General features: G+C 32.4%; 15 protein-coding genes. 11 read left to right on the top strand and 4 right to left on the bottom strand.

Annotation, left to right across the window (positions count from 1 at the left end; all coding sequences use genetic code 11):
- Positions 1–113: 113 nt before the first annotated feature.
- Positions 114–1,388 (bottom strand): UDP-N-acetylmuramoyl-tripeptide--D-alanyl-D-alanine ligase, encoded by a 1,275-nt coding sequence (murF, locus tag BWZ22_RS04515; protein ID WP_076698284.1) that lies wholly within the window; start codon positions 1,386–1,388, stop codon positions 114–116.
- Positions 1,389–1,474: 86 nt separating this feature from the next.
- Entirely contained in the window at positions 1,475–3,169 is a 1,695-nt protein-coding gene (gene gldJ / locus BWZ22_RS04510) for a gliding motility lipoprotein GldJ (protein WP_198027645.1), read from the bottom strand.
- A 263-nt stretch (positions 3,170–3,432) separates the two neighbouring features.
- Here gldJ and porU point away from each other — a divergent pair, with 263 nt between their 5' ends.
- The 11 genes from porU (at position 3,433) to BWZ22_RS04455 (ending at position 16,961) form a co-directional block, all read left to right on the top strand.
- Entirely contained in the window at positions 3,433–7,314 is a 3,882-nt protein-coding gene (porU, locus tag BWZ22_RS04505; protein WP_076698283.1) for a type IX secretion system sortase PorU, read from the top strand.
- A gap of 34 nt (positions 7,315–7,348) precedes the next feature.
- Positions 7,349–8,569 carry a type IX secretion system outer membrane channel protein PorV gene (porV, locus tag BWZ22_RS04500; protein WP_076698281.1) on the top strand — a complete coding sequence of 407 codons (1,221 nt, stop codon included), beginning with the start codon at positions 7,349–7,351 and terminating at the stop codon, positions 8,567–8,569.
- 179 nt (positions 8,570–8,748) lie between these two features.
- The gene (cdd, locus tag BWZ22_RS04495) at positions 8,749–9,231 is read left to right on the top strand and encodes a cytidine deaminase (protein WP_076698280.1); all 483 of its coding nucleotides are present in this window, start codon (positions 8,749–8,751) and stop codon (positions 9,229–9,231) included.
- Between the two features lie 186 nt (positions 9,232–9,417).
- A complete protein-coding gene (pdhA, locus tag BWZ22_RS04490) occupies positions 9,418–10,416 on the top strand; it encodes a pyruvate dehydrogenase (acetyl-transferring) E1 component subunit alpha (RefSeq protein ID WP_076698278.1) in 999 nt (332 codons plus the stop codon).
- A 3-nt stretch (positions 10,417–10,419) separates the two neighbouring features.
- A complete protein-coding gene (locus BWZ22_RS04485) occupies positions 10,420–12,060 on the top strand; it encodes a pyruvate dehydrogenase complex dihydrolipoamide acetyltransferase (RefSeq protein WP_076698277.1) in 1,641 nt (546 codons plus the stop codon).
- Between the two features lie 100 nt (positions 12,061–12,160).
- Complete coding sequence (locus tag BWZ22_RS04480; RefSeq protein WP_076698275.1) at positions 12,161–13,093, top strand: M20/M25/M40 family metallo-hydrolase; 933 nt, start codon at positions 12,161–12,163, stop codon at positions 13,091–13,093.
- Complete coding sequence (locus BWZ22_RS04475; RefSeq protein WP_076698274.1) at positions 13,086–13,769, top strand: SDR family oxidoreductase; 684 nt, start codon at positions 13,086–13,088, stop codon at positions 13,767–13,769. Before BWZ22_RS04480 ends, BWZ22_RS04475 begins: the two co-directional genes overlap by 8 nt.
- Before the next feature lie 2 nt (positions 13,770–13,771).
- The gene (locus BWZ22_RS04470; protein ID WP_076698272.1) at positions 13,772–14,407 is read left to right on the top strand and encodes an HAD family phosphatase; all 636 of its coding nucleotides are present in this window, start codon (positions 13,772–13,774) and stop codon (positions 14,405–14,407) included.
- Positions 14,408–14,534: 127 nt separating this feature from the next.
- Positions 14,535–15,101: an RNA polymerase sigma factor gene (locus BWZ22_RS04465; protein ID WP_076702270.1), complete on the top strand. Its 567-nt coding sequence runs from the start codon at positions 14,535–14,537 to the stop codon at positions 15,099–15,101.
- The gene (locus tag BWZ22_RS04460) at positions 15,088–15,846 is read left to right on the top strand and encodes a hypothetical protein (protein ID WP_076698271.1); all 759 of its coding nucleotides are present in this window, start codon (positions 15,088–15,090) and stop codon (positions 15,844–15,846) included. The genes BWZ22_RS04465 and BWZ22_RS04460 overlap by 14 nt, the downstream gene beginning before the upstream one ends.
- A 38-nt stretch (positions 15,847–15,884) precedes the next feature.
- The gene (locus BWZ22_RS04455; protein WP_076698270.1) at positions 15,885–16,961 is read left to right on the top strand and encodes a hypothetical protein; all 1,077 of its coding nucleotides are present in this window, start codon (positions 15,885–15,887) and stop codon (positions 16,959–16,961) included.
- Positions 16,962–17,036: 75 nt separating this feature from the next.
- Here BWZ22_RS04455 and BWZ22_RS04450 read toward each other — a convergent pair whose 3' ends face one another.
- Together BWZ22_RS04450 and BWZ22_RS04445 are read right to left on the bottom strand one after the other, a co-directional pair.
- The gene (locus BWZ22_RS04450) at positions 17,037–17,567 is read right to left on the bottom strand and encodes a DUF2911 domain-containing protein (RefSeq protein WP_076698269.1); all 531 of its coding nucleotides are present in this window, start codon (positions 17,565–17,567) and stop codon (positions 17,037–17,039) included.
- A 127-nt stretch (positions 17,568–17,694) separates the two neighbouring features.
- Positions 17,695–18,972, bottom strand: a complete 1,278-nt coding sequence (locus tag BWZ22_RS04445) for a YCF48-related protein (protein WP_076698267.1) — start codon at positions 18,970–18,972, stop codon at positions 17,695–17,697.
- Between the last annotated feature and the right edge of the window lie 23 nt (positions 18,973–18,995).

The raw sequence follows: 18,995 nt of genomic DNA, 5'->3' as shown, positions 1-18,995 counted from the left end.
TGCGGTATCTGAATTATTTTAAGACATTTACCATGCTATTAATTAGTTCTTAGGGAGAACATAAAGAAGTGTTGTTATAATTTTTATAAAATTAAAAACAGCACTTTCTTTTTTTATAATAAATCAAGTACTCTTTCTAAAGCCATTCCTCTAGACCCCTTAATTAAAAGTGTTGATTTTTGAATTTCAGAAAAATCAAAATCAGTTTTAAAAGAATTAAACGATTTAAATTTTGATGCTTTTGTTAAATCGATATTAGTTTTATAGAAGTTTTCTCCAATAAAGATTAATTTATTTATGTCTAGTGAAATAGCTAAATTAACTATGTTTTGGTGTTCTATTTCAGCTTCGTTTCCCAATTCAAACATATCTCCTAAAATAGCAGCTTTCTTTCCAGATTGCTTCTCAAAATTTAATAAAGCAGCTTTCATACTGCTAGGGTTAGCATTGTACGCGTCTAATATTATTTTAATGTTTCCTTTGTTTATTATTTGTGAACGGTTGTTAGAAGGAATATAATTTTCAATAGCAATTTTAATATCTGTAGCATCAACTTTAAAATAATTGCCAATAGCAATAGCCGCCGCAATATTATTGAAATTATATTCACCAATTAAATGGCTTTCAATAACTAAATTGTTACAGAGTACCTTTACATAAGGTTGAGCATCAATTAAAGATATTGCTATATTGGATGATTCATTTCCAAAACTATAGGTTTTTGCGTTAACTGTTTTTTCAACCTGAATGGCATCATTAGTGTTAACGAAAACAGTTTTATTGTTAGGGATTAGATAATTATACATTTCGCTTTTGCCTTTTATAACACCTTGAATGCCTCCGAAGCCTTCTAAATGTGCTTTTCCAAAATTTGTGATGTATCCAAAATCAGGTTTTGCTATAGTGCATAAAAATTCAATTTCTTTTAAATGATTAGCGCCCATTTCAATAATGCCAATTTCAGTGGTATTATTCATTGAAAGCAGCGTTAATGGTACGCCAATGTGGTTGTTTAAGTTTCCAATGGTGGCAGTAGTGTTATATTTTTTTGATAAAACAGTGTTTATTAGTTCTTTAGTGGTGGTTTTACCGTTGCTTCCTGTTAGCGCAATGATAGGAATGTTTAAATAATCTCTATGAAATGACGCAAGTTTTTGTAATGCTTCTAAAACATTATCTACTAGAAAGATATTAGGGGCGTTAACAAACTCTTCTTCATCAACAATTGCATATTTAGCACCTTTTTCTAAGGCCTTTGTTGCATATTGGTTGCCATTAAAATTTTCGCCTTTAAGGGCGAAAAATATAGTGTTTGCCTCAATTTTTCTAGTATCAGTACTTACTTTTTTGCACTTTAAAAAAAGTTTGTGAAGTTGTTCTGTATTCAATGGTTTAGTATAAATTTTGAAAATAAAAGTATAAAAAAAGTCCTAACTAGTAGCTAGGACTTTTTTAATTATTTTAGTAAGAATGATTAATTCTTAGTTTTCTTTTTAGCTTTACTTTTAGAGCCTACACGAGACATAGCACATCTAAACCCAATATAGTCTGTTGCCATATCTTGTGGGAAGTAGCGTCTTTGTGCGGGGTCTAACCAGTATTCTCTATCTTTCCAAGAACCACCTTTGTAAACTCTTACTTGATCGTTTATTAAAGATGTTCTGTTATTATTCTTGTCATATTCTCTAATAATATTACCATTCTCATCTCTGGTAATGGTGTGTTTTGGAGAATTGTACATTTTTCTAGTTTCAGCATCTACGTTTTCGCCATCCTCACCTTCATCATTAAAACTTTCAAAATAACGAGAAGAACGTCTATCACCATCTCTGAAGTTTATTTCATTACTTCTATCAAAGTTGGTACGTAAATAAGTTTCATTTTCATCAACAGGAACTTGTACTATTTCACCAGGAAGATTTCTAGCAACAACTTTACCGTTTGAAAGTGTATCATAAACTATATCGTCAACGGTTACAATTTTTACAGAGCCATCTTCATTAATAGCATTTTTAGTGTATACATTACCACGATAGTAGTTAAAATCATTAAATTCATCATCAATAATAGGTCTGTAAACATCAGCTACCCATTCTGCAACATTACCTGCCATATCATAAAGACCAAAATCATTAGGTTCATATGATTTTACAGCGTTAGTAATATCTGCACCGTCATCAGACCAACCTGCAATTCCGCCATAATCTCCTTTTCCTTGCTTAAAGTTAGCTAATTGATCACCACGATATTTTCTACTTCCGTTACGTGTATATTGTCCATCCCAAGGATATTTTTTACGACCTCTGTATAAATTATAGCTTCTAATTTCACTTAATCCTAAAGCGGCGTATTCCCATTCTGTTTCAGTAGGGAGTCTGTATTTTGGAGAAATTAAACCAGTTTCTCTAGTTGCATAAATGTTGGTTTCATTACCATCGGCATCTACTCTTACGTTTCTTCTGTTTCTTCCATCACCATTTAAAATTTCTTCATTACCACCATAAGTTAAAGTAGGTGCATTAATGTAAGTATCAGTGTTAAATGTAGATTCAGCATTTACATCTGTAATTTTAGCATCTCGTTTTAAATAGCCTGCTTTTTCTAAGTTGTATTCGTTTACACGATCAGATCTCCAATTTGCAAATTCAACAGCTTGAATCCAACTAACGCCAACAACAGGATATTCGCCATAAGCTGGGTGGCGTAAGTAATTTTCTGTCATTACTTCGTTAAAACCTAAACGGTTTCTCCAAACTAGAGTGTCTGGTAATGCACCATGATAGATGGCTCTAAAGTTTTCATCAGATGGCGGATACACTCTTTTAATCCAATCTAGGTATTCCATGTACATAGCATTGGTAACCTCTGTTTCGTCCATGTAAAAAGATTGAACGTGTTGTTGTGTAGGGCTATTATTCCAATCGTGCATAACATCATCTTGAACACGACCTTTGGTAAAGGTACCACCTTCAATAAATACTAAACCAGGAGCAGTTTCTTGCTCTTTAAAATCTGTATTGTACTGAAATCCACCCTCTCTAGAATTTATTTGCCATCCTGTAGCTCTTGAGGTGTTCTTTGAACTCGAAGATTTTTTACAACCAGTTGTAGCCACTGTAAGGGCTAAAACTAAAAGAATCTTGAATGCTACTACTTTTTTCATATCCATAGGTTTAAGTAAGCTAATAATATTTTGGTGCTGCAATATAAGAATTAAACCGAATAAAGCAAGCTGTTTTCTGCATTTTAACCAAAAAAAAGTGTATTTCAACCTGTTTTTGATACTTTTTATCGATGATTTTACTGCGTTTTACGTTTGATTAGTGTTGTAATAACGTACATTTAACGAATTTATTATTGTATTTTTGTTTCAAAATTTAAAATTGTTGTTTTTTTAAATAATAACACACTTTTAATGGCGTTATTGTAGCAATGAAAGAGAAAATTTTACTGTTTTTTTTACTTGTTTCTGTTTTAGGGAACTCTCAGCAAAAAACTTATACTATAGTTTGGGAGGGAACTCAAACAGTTTCTGGTGGAGATTTTAGTTTTAAAATTCCATCGTTTAATAAAGAAAACATAACGTTTAATTTTGATGAGGGTTTGTTATTTACAGACCAGTGGCAAATTAATGGCGCTGTTAATGAATCTTCTTTAAATATTAGTAATGTTAGGTATGCGTATATTTCAAAAAATGAATTATACGATTTAGATATATCTAAAATACCTAGTACCTTAAAGTATAGTTTAAAAAATTCTTTTGGTAGGGATAATCAATATGCTTTTTTTCAGATAACACCTATTGTAAAAGATGCCAATGGGGCGTTTAAAAAAGTAACTTCATTTCAAATAAGTTACAATACCTCTAGTAGTGCAAAAACATTGCAAACTAGAAAATTGTTAAATTCAAATGCAATATCAAATTCGGTTTTAAGTTCTGGTCAGTGGTATCGTTTTTATGTTGATACTACAGGTGTATTCAAGTTGTCTAAAAGTTTTTTACAGCGTTTAGGGGTTAGTGTTAATAGTGTGGATCCTAGAACTATTAAATTATATGGGAATGGCGGTAATATGATTCCGTTTTTAAATTCAGAAGTGAATTCTTTTGATGTAACTGAAAATGCCATAAAATTTGTTGGAGAAGAAGATGGTGTTTTTGATGATGAAGATTACATCTTGTTTTATGCGCAAGGACCAAAAGGCTATAACGCAGAAAGTAACACAAATATTAATTGTTATACAGATAAAACTTACTATTTTATAAATGTTGGTTCTGGTTTTGGTAAGCGCATTCAGCCATTTGCTCAACCAACAGGAACGCCAAATTTGATAATTAACACTTTTCATGATTATCAATTTCATGAAATTGATGAATATAACATAGCTTCTTTAGGAAGGCGCTGGTTTGGTGATAGGTTTGATGTAGATAGTAATAAAACTTTTGACTTTAGTTTTCCAGATTTAGTAACTACAGAGCCAATTATGTTAAAAGTATATGTGGCAGCAGTGTCATCTACTACAACTACTATGGATTTAAGTGTTAACGGAACCAATATAACTAATTTAAGTATTGGGGCAGCTTCATCTCCAACTATGGCTAATGAGGCAATTTACTCAGGAGATGTAAGTGTAAGTTCTTCAAACATTCAAGTAGGATTAAACTATAATAATCAAGGAAATCCAAGTGCTTTGGCATACTTAGATTATATTTCAATTGAAGCAGAACGTGCTTTAAAATTTAACGGAAATCAATTTCAATTTAAAAACAATGCTGTTGCACTAGCATCTGGCATAGGAGAGTACAACATTACTAATGCTTCTGATGTATCTGAAATTTGGGATGTTACAGATATCTACAATGTTTCAAATTTTATAAATGAAAACGCAAATGATAATTTAACGTTTACCGCTACATTAGGAAGTTTAAAAACATACGTAGCTGTAACTCCACAAGACTATTTCGTTCCTCAGATAGATTCTCAAACAACGGTAGCTAATCAAAATATTAAAGGTACCATTTTTCAAAATAGTTCTGGGAACTTTCAAGATGTTGATTATTTAATTGTTTCGCCAGATAATATGTTAAGTCAAGCAGAGCGTTTGGCAGAAATTAATAGAAATCAATACAGCTTAAATGCTAAAGTGGTTTCGCTAAGTCAAATTTACAATGAATTTAGTACTGGTAATCAAGATATAGGGGCTATTAGAAACTTAGTAAAATATATTTATGACAACGCTAGCACACCAGAAAACAGAATAAAATATTTGTGTTTGTTTGGAGATACGTCTTATGATTATAAAGATAGAATTTCAAATAACACCAATATAGTTCCTTCATGGCATTCTTACAGTAGTTTTAATTTAACAAGTTCTTTTGTTTCTGATGATTTCTATGGAATGATGGATGATAATGAAGGTACAATGTCAACTGCTGATAGACTAGATATTGCTGTAGGTAGAATTATAGCCGATACACCACAAAGAGCAACAGAATTAGTAGATAAAATAGAGTCCTATTATCAAAAAGAAGCTTTTGGAAGTTGGCGAAACAAATTTGTTGTGGTTTCTGATGATGTTGATGAAGATTGGGAAGGTATTTTACAAGAAACAACAGATGATATTGCAGATTTAGTGTCTGAAAAAAAACCGTTTATAAATGTTGTTAAGATTCATAGTGATGCTTTTCAACAAGAATCTTCTGCAGGAGGTGATAGATATCCAGAAGTTACAACAGAGTTAGTTAACTCTATTGATAAAGGGGCTTTAGTGGTAAATTATTTTGGACATGGTGGTGAAGATGGTTTAGCACAAGAACGCATTTTTTTAAAAACAGATATTGAAGGACTTCGTAATTATTATAAATTAAGTTGTTTTGTAACAGTAACTTGTGAGTTTACAAAATTTGATAATCCTTTAAGAGATACAGCTGGTGAGTATGTTTATTGGAATGATGAGGCAGGGGCTATTGGACTAATAACAACAACGCGTCAAATTTTTGTGAATTTTGCTATAACTTTTAATAGCATACTTGGGCAATATCTATTTTCTTATAGTGATAATGATAGTTATTCAGATTATGAATATCCTTCAATAGCAGAAGCCTTAAGGTTGGCAAAAGGAGATACTTCAATTTCAAGTAATTCTCAAAGGCGTCTTATATTTTTTATAGGAGACCCTGCCATGAAATTGGCATTCCCAAAACCAAATATTAGGTTAACTACATTAAATGATGTGCCTATTGGGCAATCAACAGATACCATTAAAGCTTTAAGTCATGTTAAATTAACAGGTGAGGTTACAGATCTATCAGGAAATGTGTTAACAGATTATAATGGAGTGCTTTCAACAACTATTTATGATAAGTCTATTGATAGACAAACACTAGCCAATGATGGTACAAAATTAAACGACGAGTTAGTAACCTTAGATTTTACAACATTAGGAGAGATTATCTTTAGAGGTCAAGCATCTGTTACAAATGGAAGTTTTGAGTTTGATTTTATAGCCCCTAAAGATGTTGGTATAACTGTTGGCTTTGGTAAGGTTAGTTTTTATGCCAAAAATGATGAGCTTTTAGAAGACCAAACTGGAGCGAGTGTAGATGTTATAAGGATTGGAGGTATTAATGAAAATGCACCTGAAGACAATACCGGACCAGTAATTTCTCTTTACATGAACGATGAGAGTTTTGTTTCTGGAGGCATTACTAATGAATCTCCAACTTTACTAGCAAAATTAGAAGATGAAAATGGCATAAATACCGCCAGTGGCATAGGTCATGATATTGTAGCAATTATTGATGGAGATGAAACAAACCCATATGTGTTAAATGATTATTATCAAACAGAAGTTGATGATTACCAAAAAGGAGTTGTAAGTTTTCCGTTTAGTGATTTAGAACCAGGTCTTCATACCTTAACTCTTAAAGCATGGGATGTTTATAACAACTCCTCAGAAGCTGAAATTCAATTTATAGTATATGATCAAGATCAGGAATTAGTAATAAATAATGTACTAAATTACCCCAATCCATTTGTAAATTACACAGAATTTTGGTTCAATCACAATAGTTCGGAGGCTTTAGACGTTTCTATACAGATATTCACCGTGTCTGGTAAATTGGTTAGAACCTTAAACGGGCAAACAACAGGTGGAACCATCACCACAAGTTCCCTTTCTAGAGATATTGTTTGGGATGGAAGAGATGATTTTGGTGATAAAATAGGTAAAGGTGTATACATCTATAAATTAACGGTACACTCAAGCTTTTTAAATAAAAAAGTAGAAAAAATACAGAAACTTGTTATACTCTAATAAAAAATTATATTTGTTAAATAAAAACTATTTCATGAAGAATCAACTATTACTATTAATTGCCTTCGCTTTTATAGTTAAACTAAATGCACAAGAAACGATAATCTTTGAAAATCAAGATAAACGGGTTATTACCACAGGAGTTCCATTTCTCTTAATAGCGCCAGATGCTAGAGCAGCAGCTATGGGAGATATGGGAGTAGCTACTTCTGTTGATGCGTTTTCTCAACAGTGGAATTCGTCTAAATATGCTTTTTCTGAAACCAAATCAGGTTTTGGAGTAAGTTACACACCATATTTAAGTAAACTAGTAAACGATATCTTTTTAGGAAACCTAACCTATTTTAATCGTTTAGACGAACGTAGTGCTTTTGCTGCAAGTTTAAGATACTTTTCTTTAGGAGATATTGAGTTTATTGATAGGCCAGAAGATGAGCCTAGAATTCAAAAACCTAATGAATTCACTTTAGATGCGTCTTATGCGTTGCGTTTAAGTGACCAATTTGCTATGTCTGTAGCTATGCGTTATTTACGCTCAGATTTACGTATACAAGGCGTAGACGGAGATATTTCTCCAGCAAGTACCTTTGGAGTAGATATTTCAGGGTACTATCAAAGTGAAGAAGAAGCCTATGCCGATTTTAACGGACGTTGGCGAGGTGGTTTCGCTATTCAAAATATAGGCCCTAAGTACAAATATGACGAAGGGGGTATTGAAAACTTTCAACCAACTAATTTACGTTTAGGAGGTGGTTTCGACTTTATTTTTGATAATTACAATAAAGTTTCGGTAACTGCAGAAGTAGCTAAATTATTAGTGCCAACACCACCTATTTATGGGTTTGTTGATACAGATGGCGATGGAGAGCAAAATAATAATCCTGATTCTAATGGTTATGAACCAACTATCATAGTAGAAGGAAAAGATCCAGATGTAAGTTTTCTTTCAGGAATGTTTCAATCGTTTGGCGATGCGCCAGATGGTTTTAGCGAAGAGTTAAAAGAATTTACTTGGGCATTGGGAGCAGAATATTTATATCAAGATTCTTTTGCCTTTAGAGCAGGTTATTTTAATGAAAGTGAAGATAAAGGAGCTAGAAAATTTTTGGCATTAGGAGCCGGTTTTAAAGCAAATGTTGTAAATATAGATTTGTCATATTTGTTTTCGGCATCAAAAATACAAAGCCCATTAGAAAACACGCTTCGTTTTTCTTTAACGTTTAATATAGGCGAAGGAGAATATCAAGAATATTAATAGATTATTAAATATCTAACTTATATTAAAAACTATTGTCTATGGCAATAGTTTTTTTGTCTAAAAATGTTTCTTAATTTTATAAGAATGTAATGCGCCACATTAACTAAAAACTTATTACTCATCTCAATGTTTAATGGCAAATTACATCAGACCTTATAGAAACAATAAAAAAACAAATGAAAGAAATAAAAATAGAGTCTAATTTTTTTGTTTATCAAAATATAGAAACACTTCCCAAAGATGTTTTTTCATTACTACAAAAAGCTACAGAAGCCCGTAAAAAGGCTTATGCACCATATTCAAAATTTCAAGTAGGTGCTGCAATATTGTTAGAAAACGGAGAAGTAATTACAGGAAGCAATCAGGAAAATGCATCATATCCATCTGGCTTATGTGCAGAAAGAACAGCTATTTATTACGCAGGTGCTCAATTCCCAAAGGTTAAAATACTTAAAATGGCTATTGTAGCAGGCTCTACAAAAAAGGTTACAGATAAGCCAATTCCACCTTGTGGTGCTTGTAGGCAAGCAATAGCAGAGTATGAGATTAAACAAGAGTCGCCTATAGAAATTTATTTTATGGGAGAAACAGGTAAGATTGTTAGGTCAAATTCGCTAGCTAATTTATTGCCATTAGTTTTTGATAAATCTGTATTATAGCCATATTAAGAATAGGATACATTAAAATTCTTATATGTTTCATATTAAAAAATTAGCAAATTGGTAATATTGTTTGTTTAGAGTCTTTTTTTTAATATTTTTTCTAGTTTAATGAAATTAGATTTTTACAATAATAACCAATGTATTACTTTTGTATTCCGCTTAATTAAAACCCTTTATTAGTCGATGCAAAAAATCACTAAAGAAACATACCTAAAGTGGTATGAAGATATGCTGTTCTGGAGAAAGTTTGAAGATAAACTGGCAGCAGTTTACATACAGCAAAAAGTTAGAGGATTTCTTCACTTATACAATGGTCAAGAAGCTGTGTTAGCAGGAGCCTTACATGCTATGGATTTGACCAAAGATAAAATGATAACGGCTTATAGAAATCATGTACAGCCAATAGGTATGGGTGAAGATCCAAAACGAGTTATGGCTGAGTTATACGGGAAAGTAACCGGTACCTCAAGAGGTATGGGAGGCTCTATGCATATTTTTTCAAAAGAACACCGTTTTTACGGAGGTCACGGTATTGTTGGTGGACAAATTCCTTTAGGAGCTGGTATAGCTTTTGGAGATAAATACCACGGAAGAGATGCTGTAACCCTTTGTTGTTTTGGAGACGGTGCTGCAAGACAAGGATCTTTACATGAAACCTTTAATTTAGCAATGCTTTGGAATTTACCAGTTGTTTTTGTTTGTGAAAACAATGGGTACGCAATGGGTACTTCTGTAGAACGTACAGCAAACCATGAAGACATCTGGAAATTAGGGTTAGGGTATGAAATGCCTTCTGCTCCTGTTGATGGTATGAATCCTGTAAAAGTAGCCGAAGCCTTTGATGAAGCTATTCAACGAGCTAGAAAAGGTGGTGGTCCATCATTTTTAGAACTAAAAACTTACCGATATAGAGGGCACTCTATGAGTGATGCTCAGCATTATAGAACAAAATCAGAGGTAGAAGAATACAAAAAAATAGACCCTATCACGCAGGTTAAAGATGTTATTCTTGAAAACAAATACGCTACAGAAGAAGAAATTAAAGCTATTGATAAACGTGTAAAAGAGCGAGTAGCAGAATGCGAAAAGTTTGCAGAGGAATCTCCATTCCCAGAAAAGCAACAACTTTACGATATGGTTTACGAACAAGAAGACTATCCATTTATACAACATAAATTATAAACTATGGCAATAGTAGTAAATATGCCACGTTTAAGCGATACCATGGAAGAAGGTACCGTAGCTTCGTGGTTAAAAAAAGTAGGAGATAAAGTAGAAGAAGGTGATATTTTAGCTGAAATAGAAACAGACAAAGCCACTATGGAGTTTGAGTCTTTTAATGAAGGGACTTTACTTTATATTGGAGTTCAAGAAGGTGAAACTACTAAAGTAGACGAACTATTAGCTATTATTGGAGAAGAAGGAGAAGATATTTCTGCTTTATTAAATGGGGGCGATACTCCAGCTGAAGAAAATAAAGAAGCAGTTGCAGAACCTGCCAAAGCTGAAACTTCTGAGTCTGTTACCGAAGAGAAGCAAGAAGCAGCATCAGTTGATATACCAGAAGGTGTTGTAGTAGTAACTATGCCTCGCTTAAGTGATACTATGGAAGAAGGAACGGTAGCACTTTGGGTTAAAAAAGTAGGTGATACTGTTGAAGAAGGAGATATTCTAGCCGAAATTGAAACAGATAAGGCTACTATGGAATTTGAATCATTCCAATCAGGTACGCTGCTTTATATTGGGTTACAAGAAGGCGAATCAGCAAAAGTAGATGAACTTTTAGCAATAATAGGGCCTGCCGGTACAGATGTTTCAGATGTAGCTAAAAACTTTAAATCTGTAGCTAGTAAAGAAGAAGAAACACCAAAAGTAGAAGCGCCAAAACCAGCTGCACCTGCACCTAAGGCTGAAGCTCCTAAAGTTGAAACAAAAAAGGAAACACCAAAACCAAAAAAACCAGCTAAATCTGGAGAAAGAATATTAGCGTCTCCTTTGGCTAAAAAAATGGCCGAAGAAAGAGGTATTAATTTAGCTCATATAACAGGTACTGGTGAAAATGGTAGAATAGTAAAATTTGATATAGAGAATTTTGTACCAGGTTCTTCTGCAGGTGCTGTTGGTAAATATGTTCCAACAGGTCAAGAAGATTATGAAGATGTTCCTAATTCTCAAATGCGTAAGGCTATTGCTAAATCGTTAACTAAATCAAAATTCTCAGCGCCACACTATTATTTAGCGGTAGAATTTGATATGGATAATGCTATTGCTTTCCGTAAGCAATTTAACTCTATTCCAGACACTAAGATTTCGTTTAACGATATGGTTGTTAAAGCTTGTGCTTTAGCATTAAAAGAACATCCTCAAGTAAATTCACAGTGGTTTGATGATAAAATGCGTTTAAACAACCATGTACATATTGGGGTAGCTGTTGCTGTTCCAGATGGTTTAGTTGTGCCTGTTGTGCGTTTTGCTAACGAACAGTCATTACCACAAATTGGTGCAGAGGTTAAAGAATTAGCTGGTAAAGCAAGAAATAAGAAATTAACTCCAGATGAAATGTCTGGTAGTACATTTACAGTTTCTAACTTAGGAATGTTTGGTATAGATTATTTTACATCTATTATTAATCAACCAAATTCAGCAATTCTTTCTGTTGGAGCCATTGTGCAAAAACCAGTGGTAAAAGAAGGTCAAATTGTAGTAGGTAATACTATGAAATTAACCCTTGCTTGCGATCACAGAACTGTTGATGGTGCCACAGGTGCTCAATTCCTTCAAACTTTAAAAGGGTATATTGAAAACCCAGTAACAATGCTAGTTTAAGATAGAAATAAGTTCGCTACAGCGCGAACTATCTAAATAAGTAAAACCTGCTTCTTTTTGAAGTAGGTTTTTTTATCTTTAATTTTTAAATTTTTAATTTATGAGAAGGGTATTAAGCATTTGTTCTCTATTACTAGTATTAAGTTGCAAATCTCAACCTGTACTTCCCGAGTCAGATAGTGTTAAAAAAACTTTAGAATATTTAGCTTCAGATGAATTGGAAGGAAGAAATACAGGCTCTAAAGGAATTGAAAAAGCAGCTGTATATATAGAAGAGTTTTTTAAAAAACATAAGGTGAAACCTTATTTTAAAACTTACAGAGATAGCTTTAATATTCAAGATGTTGTAGGCTATAATATTGTAGGGTTTATAGAAGGGAATGATACAAAATTAAAAGATGAGTTTGTTATTCTTGGGGCGCATTATGATCATATTGGTATTGTAGAAGGAGTTAATGGAGATACTATTGCAAATGGAGCCAACGATGACGCTTCAGGAACAGTTGCGGTTATGGAGTGGGCTAAATATTTTGCAAAATCTAAAAGTAATAAACGTAGCATATTGTTTACCTTATTTTCAGCCGAAGAGATGGGGTTAAAAGGTTCAGAGCATCTTGCAGAACGATTAAAGAAAATGAATATAGATTTGTACACCATGATTAATTTTGAAATGATTGGTGTACCTAGAAATTTTGGTAAAAAATTAAGTTATATAACAGGATATAAAAAATCTAATATTGCTGAAAAATTAAATACTTATGCAGGTGAATCTTTGGTTGGGTTCTTGCCACAAGCACAGAAATACAAATTATTTAAACGTTCCGATAACTTCCCGTTTTTCAACAAATTTAAGGTGCCAGCGCATGCTATTTCCACCTTCGACTTTACAAATTTTGATTATTATCATCATGTAGATGATGAAACCGATAAAATGGATTTTAATCACATGACGAACTTTATTAATAAAATGATTCCTGCTATTGAAGGAATGACTAATAGTATGTCTAAAGAAATTAAAATGAACAATGAGTAAAAATGTCATCATTACAGGAACCAGCAGAGGGATTGGTTTTGAACTAGTAAAACTGTTCGCAAAAGCAGGTCATAAAGTTTTAGCCTTATCTAGAAATGAAAAGCCCGTTTTTGAGCTTCCGTTTGATAATGTAACCACCTTTCCTTTCGATTTAAGTAACCCATTAGATTATAAAAGGGTTGAAACTTTTTTAGAACTAAAATTTAAAAAGGTTGATATTCTTATTAATAATGCAGGAACACTTTTAAATAAACCATTTGCAGAAACCACTATTGAAGATTTTGAACAAGTATATAAAACCAATGTATTTGGGGTTTCAGAAATGATAAGAACCAGTATGCCTTTTATGAATAAAAGCAGCCATGTGGTAACTATTAGTTCTATGGGTGGCGTGCAGGGAAGTATGAAATTTCCGGGTTTAGCAGCCTATAGTTCTAGTAAGGGGGCTGTGATAACTCTGTCTGAACTTTTAGCCGAAGAATACAAAGAAACAGGTCCTAGTTTTAATGTACTGGCACTGGGAGCCGTACAAACCGAAATGCTAGAAGAAGCTTTTCCTGGGTATCAAGCCCCAATAAACGCATTAGAAATGGCAGAATATATATTTAATTTCTCACTCACAGGAAATAAATATTACAACGGAAAATTGTTGCAAGTTTCAAATTCTACACCTTAGTTATGAGTAAATACAAATTTATAATCTTTGATTGCGATGGCGTTTTGGTTGACAGCGAAGTCATCAGCAATCAAGTTTTAGTTGATATGGCTAATGAGTATGGCGCTAATATTGATTTAGAATATGCTTTTAAGTACTTTAAAGGAAGTTATATTGATGCCTGTTTAGAAAGAATAAAAAAACTGGCTAAAAAACCTGTAAGCAACAGTTTTATTGAAGAATATAGAAACAGAAGTTTTGCCGCTTTTAAAGAAAATATGGAGCCTGTTAAAGGTATTCATCATGTTTTAGATAATTTAAGTTTACCATTTTGTGTAGCTTCTAGCGGACCCGAAGAAAAAATTAAACTCAATTTAAAATTAACTAATCTCTTACCTTATTTTGAAGGTAAAATATTTAGCTGTTATGCTATTCAAAAATGGAAACCCGCTCCAGATGTGTTTTTATGGGCTTCAAAAACTATGGGTTTTAAGCCCGAAGAATGCTTGGTAATTGAAGATAGTTTATCTGGTATTAAGGCTGCCATTAATGGTGGTTTTGATGTTTTTGGATATACAGCTCGTGATTATAAAAATGAATTAAAAGCCCATGCTACTAAAACTTTCAATAATATGGAAGATCTTTTACAACTAATTTAAAAACATTAGTGTTTTAACTCGCTGATAATCAGTAAATATTTTAACTTTCAAAATATTTTATAAACCTAAGGCAACCATTTGCATAAAATTTGCGTCTGTAATAGTATAAAGCCAAATGAAACCTTTTTTGAAAGTTATACAACTCCACAAAAACGAATCTGCTCTCATAAAAAGAGCTATTAAAAACAATCGTGAGGCGCAACACGTATTGTTTGAGTTGCATGCACCAAAAATGTTAAGCGTTTGCAGATATTATTTAAAAAATGTGCAACATGCAGAAGAAGCCATGCTTAATGGGTTTTTCAAGGTGTTTTCAAATTTAAAAAGTTATAAACATAAAGGCAGTTTTGAAGGGTGGATAAGACGCATTATGGTACGCGAATCTATTTCTATGTTAAGGCAGCAAAAAAAAATGGAGCTTCCTTTTGATGATATTGAAATTACAAATGAGTATGCCAATAATATTAACACAGATATTGAAGTAACAGAAATACAGCAATATATTGATGCGCTACCAGAGGGGTATAAATTAGTGTTTGTAATGTATGCTATTGAAGGCTATAAACATCATGAAATAGCTGAAATACTTAACGTTAGTGAAGGAACATCAAAATCACAATTATTTAAAGCCCGAAAAATACTGCAAGATAAAATTAGAAAATCTAATAAAGCAAAAAGTTATGGCACCAGTTAATTTTGATAAGCATATAAAAGACAAACTTGAAGAAAGACGGTTAAAACCATCAGTTAATGCTTGGGATAAATTGTCAGAACGTTTAGATGCTAATGAAAAAAAGAAACACGTTAATTTATACTGGTGGTACGGTGTCGCTGCAAGTATTGTAGGGGTGTTGTTTGTTGTATCTCAATTGGTAGATAATAAACAAGAAATTATAGCTCCTCAAGTAGTTGAAACTCCCAAAGGTAATAAACCCGAAGCATTAGAACAGAAGTCATTATACAGTTCAGGCCAAAAGCAAACTCAAGAGAAAATAGTGACTACCCAAAAATCAGGAATTAAAATAAAAGATGAATCACCAGTAAAAAGTGTTGGTCCAATTTTAAATAAAGTTCCCGTTATAGTTTCAGAAAATATAGAAGTATCAAAAACATCAGAAACTATTACACCTACCAAAGAGTTAAAAGAAGCATTAACCTTTGAAGAACAAAAAGTACAGCAAGTAGTAGCACAAGTAAAAGCGTTAAAAGAGCAAAAAAATAAAGTTACAGATACTGAGGTAGAAGCGTTGTTACAACAGGCTCAGAGAGAGATTGCTTTAAAAAAGCTCTATAATGAAAGTGCTACAATTGTTGATGCTAATAAACTACTTCAAGAAGTTGAAACCGATTTAGATAAATCTTTTAGAACTAAAGTTTTTGAAGCTTTAAAGGCAAGTTACGGTACGGTAAAAACAGCAGTAGCCAATCGTAATAATTAAAGAAAATCATCATTCATCAATTAAATAAACGAACAGTTATGCAAACAATTACTAATTATTTAGCACTATTGGTGCTATGTTTATGTGTGCAATTAAGCAATGCACAAGACTCAATTCCTAAAGTTAATAAAGAAAAAATAGAAACTTTAAAAGCGCTTAAAGAACAGATTAATGAAGAAGAGCGCGAGTTTTTGAAAGTCGAGGTAGAAGCCATAAATATTAGGTTAGAAAAAGGTGAAATAACTAATACAGAAGCCGAAGTTTTAAAACAAGAAGTTGCCAAAAAACGAGCTTTAAATATTGAAAATAGAATAGCTATTATTAATAATAAAATAGCTTTATTAGAACGTAATGAAGAAGGCTACAAAACTCAAAACGATGAAGATTTATCAAAAATAGGGGTTAGTATAGGAGGTGAAGAAGGTAGTTTTGCAGGAGTTAAAATAAACAGTAAAAACAAACCTAAAAAATATGACAAGCGTACCACCAGTGATTTGGTATTGGCATTTGGTTTAAATAACGCTATTATTGAAGGAGAGAGTTTAGATGATTCTCCGTATAAGTTTGGAGGCTCTCGTTTTATTGAAATTGGGTGGGCGTGGAAAACACGTGTTTTTAAAAACTCTAATTTTTTAAGATTCAAGTATGGCTATTCTCTTCAAATTAATGGGTTAAAACCTAAAGACAACATGTATTTTGTAAAACAAGATAACCTAACGGAATTAGAAGAATTTCCGTATGATTTAAAAAAATCTAAGCTATCAATAACCAATTTAGTATTCCCTGTTCATTTTGAAATTGGACCATCAAAAAAAATAGAAAAAGACACTTATTTTAGGTATTCAACTAAAAAACAATTTAAACTAGGTTTGGGTGGTTATGCCGGATTTAATATAGGTACCCGCCAAAAACTAAAATATAAATTAGATGGAGAGCGTATTAAAGAAAAGCAAAAGCGCGGACTTAATACTACAGATTTGGTTTATGGTTTAAGTGGGTATATGGCGTTTGGTAATGCGGCTTTGTATGTTAAATACGATTTGTCTCCCATATTTAAAGATCAGTTAGTAGATCAAAATAATATTTCTATAGGTGTCCGTTTTGATATGGATTAAATAGCCTTTAATTAAAAAAAAGCTTCTCAAGTTTATAGGTTTGAGAAGCTTTTTTTATCGTAAACTGTTCTAAGGTTATTTTGTAATAGGTACGGTAACTCTGGTGGTTCCCCAACCCAAGTGCATATTGCCTTCTGTAAAGGCTATAGAAAAGGCTTCAAGTGTTTTTTCACCAGTGCTCACAGGGGCAGATACTCTTATAACATCATTGGCTTCATTATAAGAATAAGCTCCCCAAACATTTATATCTTTATTTATAATAATAGTCCACTCTTTGTCTCCTGGTATAGTAAAAAGCGAATATTCTCCAGCTTTAACTAGTTTTCCTTCAATTTTCATATCATTATATAAAGTAATAGAAGTAGCTTCGTTAGCACCAGTTCGCCATACCTTACCATTTGGAGCTAATTTACTTAGTTCTCTTCCTTTTAGTTGAGGTCTGCTATAAATTACTTTTACCATGGCAGGAGCCTTTCTAGAGGTTCTGTAAATAGCAGCATCCATAGGGCTTTTGTCTAATCCTCTAAATTCTTGAGCGGTAATGTTAGTAGTTAAAAATAAGGTTAAAACTAGTGTAGCAATACCTAAAAAAGATAATTTTTTCATGTTTTTAATTTTATGTGGTTTTAAGTTGATGTTGTCTGAAAGTTAGGGTAAAACTTACCGTGTAAACGTTAAATTTTATATAAATTATGTTAGAAATTTAAGCTGAAAATAATTAGTAAATTCTAAACTATAATTTAATTATTTGTTTTGAAATTTTGCCTAAATTATTGTGGAATTCAATAATATAATGCCCGCTAGCTAGGTAGTTTACATTATAATTATAAACTTTTTTAGTTTTGGTAGTTATTATATCGCGTTGTAGTTTTTTTAAAAACTTGCCATTACTATCATATAAGTTTATAAGAATATTATCTGGTGCTTTAAAATCTATTGTAAATTCTAAAGTATTTTCTATCGGGTTTTTTGTTATTAAAATTGCTAATGGATTTTTAGCTACATCATTATTAAAACTCTCAGTGTTTAAAGTTTTAGAGGTATATTTATAAATACTAGTACCTGATGCATAAGCTAATGATTCATTAATAACAAAAATTCTATTTAAATTACTTCCAACATTAAGGTTAGTCCAGGTTTGTCCACCATTATCTGTTTGGTAAAAACCTGTGTTATGACCACCCATCCAACCTGTGGTTTCATTAATAAATCCAACAGCTTGCACATCACTTTCTGGAGCATCAAAACTGCTCCAAGTTATTCCTGCATTAGATGAAGAAATTAATTTTCCAGGGTTAGGAGCTGTACTGTAAACAGCACCAAAAAAAGTATTAGGGTTGCTATTTAAGATTTGTAGTTTCCAAACGTATTCACCAGAAATATTAGAGTTGTAAATTTCTGTCCAGGTTTGTCCACCATCAGTAGTTTTTAAAATAACTGCACCTGTAGTGCTTTTACCAGCAACATAGCCTGTAGTTTCTGAGGTGAATTTTATTTCAACCAAGGCTGTTGCATAGGTAGACATATCTATGTATTGCCATGTGTTACCACTATCTGTAGATTTTATAATATGAGCTGGTTCAAAATAAGCGCCACAACCATAAATAGTTGATGTTCCAACAACGTCTAGCCCACAAATAGCATTTGGATTTGGTGTTATGTTTGTAACTTCACTCCAAGTTTGTCCACCATTAGTGGTTTTAAAAAAAACATTGTTTAAAGTGCCTAAAAAACCAATATTTTCATTTAAAAATATGATGTTTCTAAAATAATAACTACCAGATAGACTGGCTTCGTTGAGTTGCTCAGTCCAAGTTAAACCTCCATCGGCTGTTTTAAAAACAGAAGCATAATAACCATTAGCTGCCCAACCTGTATTTTCATCTAAAAAATATACATCATCAAACCGTTGCCCATTATTATTTGGTGTAATATTAGGGGCAAGCTTCCAGCTAGATTGTGCAAAAACAGAAAAGCTTAAAAGTAAAATAGATATTTTAATTGCTTTCATTAGCAACAAACATAGCTAAAATG

Origin of the sequence: Seonamhaeicola sp. S2-3 (genome assembly GCF_001971785.1) — a bacterium.
GTDB lineage: Bacteria > Bacteroidota > Bacteroidia > Flavobacteriales > Flavobacteriaceae > Seonamhaeicola.
Note: the sequence above shows the minus strand (reverse complement) of the source record. Positions and strands in the feature narration are given on the sequence as shown.

Coding starts and splice junctions, on each gene's coding strand:
- gldJ (WP_198027645.1), bottom strand. CDS start 3,169: ATGGATATGAAAAAAGTAGTAGCATTCAAGATTCTTTTAGTTTTAGCC.
- porU (WP_076698283.1), top strand. CDS start 3,433: ATGAAAGAGAAAATTTTACTGTTTTTTTTACTTGTTTCTGTTTTAGGG.
- porV (WP_076698281.1), top strand. CDS start 7,349: ATGAAGAATCAACTATTACTATTAATTGCCTTCGCTTTTATAGTTAAA.
- cdd (WP_076698280.1), top strand. CDS start 8,749: ATGAAAGAAATAAAAATAGAGTCTAATTTTTTTGTTTATCAAAATATA.
- pdhA (WP_076698278.1), top strand. CDS start 9,418: ATGCAAAAAATCACTAAAGAAACATACCTAAAGTGGTATGAAGATATG.
- BWZ22_RS04485 (WP_076698277.1), top strand. CDS start 10,420: ATGGCAATAGTAGTAAATATGCCACGTTTAAGCGATACCATGGAAGAA.
- BWZ22_RS04480 (WP_076698275.1), top strand. CDS start 12,161: ATGAGAAGGGTATTAAGCATTTGTTCTCTATTACTAGTATTAAGTTGC.
- BWZ22_RS04475 (WP_076698274.1), top strand. CDS start 13,086: ATGAGTAAAAATGTCATCATTACAGGAACCAGCAGAGGGATTGGTTTT.
- BWZ22_RS04470 (WP_076698272.1), top strand. CDS start 13,772: ATGAGTAAATACAAATTTATAATCTTTGATTGCGATGGCGTTTTGGTT.
- BWZ22_RS04460 (WP_076698271.1), top strand. CDS start 15,088: ATGGCACCAGTTAATTTTGATAAGCATATAAAAGACAAACTTGAAGAA.
- BWZ22_RS04455 (WP_076698270.1), top strand. CDS start 15,885: ATGCAAACAATTACTAATTATTTAGCACTATTGGTGCTATGTTTATGT.
- BWZ22_RS04450 (WP_076698269.1), bottom strand. CDS start 17,567: ATGAAAAAATTATCTTTTTTAGGTATTGCTACACTAGTTTTAACCTTA.
- BWZ22_RS04445 (WP_076698267.1), bottom strand. CDS start 18,972: ATGAAAGCAATTAAAATATCTATTTTACTTTTAAGCTTTTCTGTTTTT.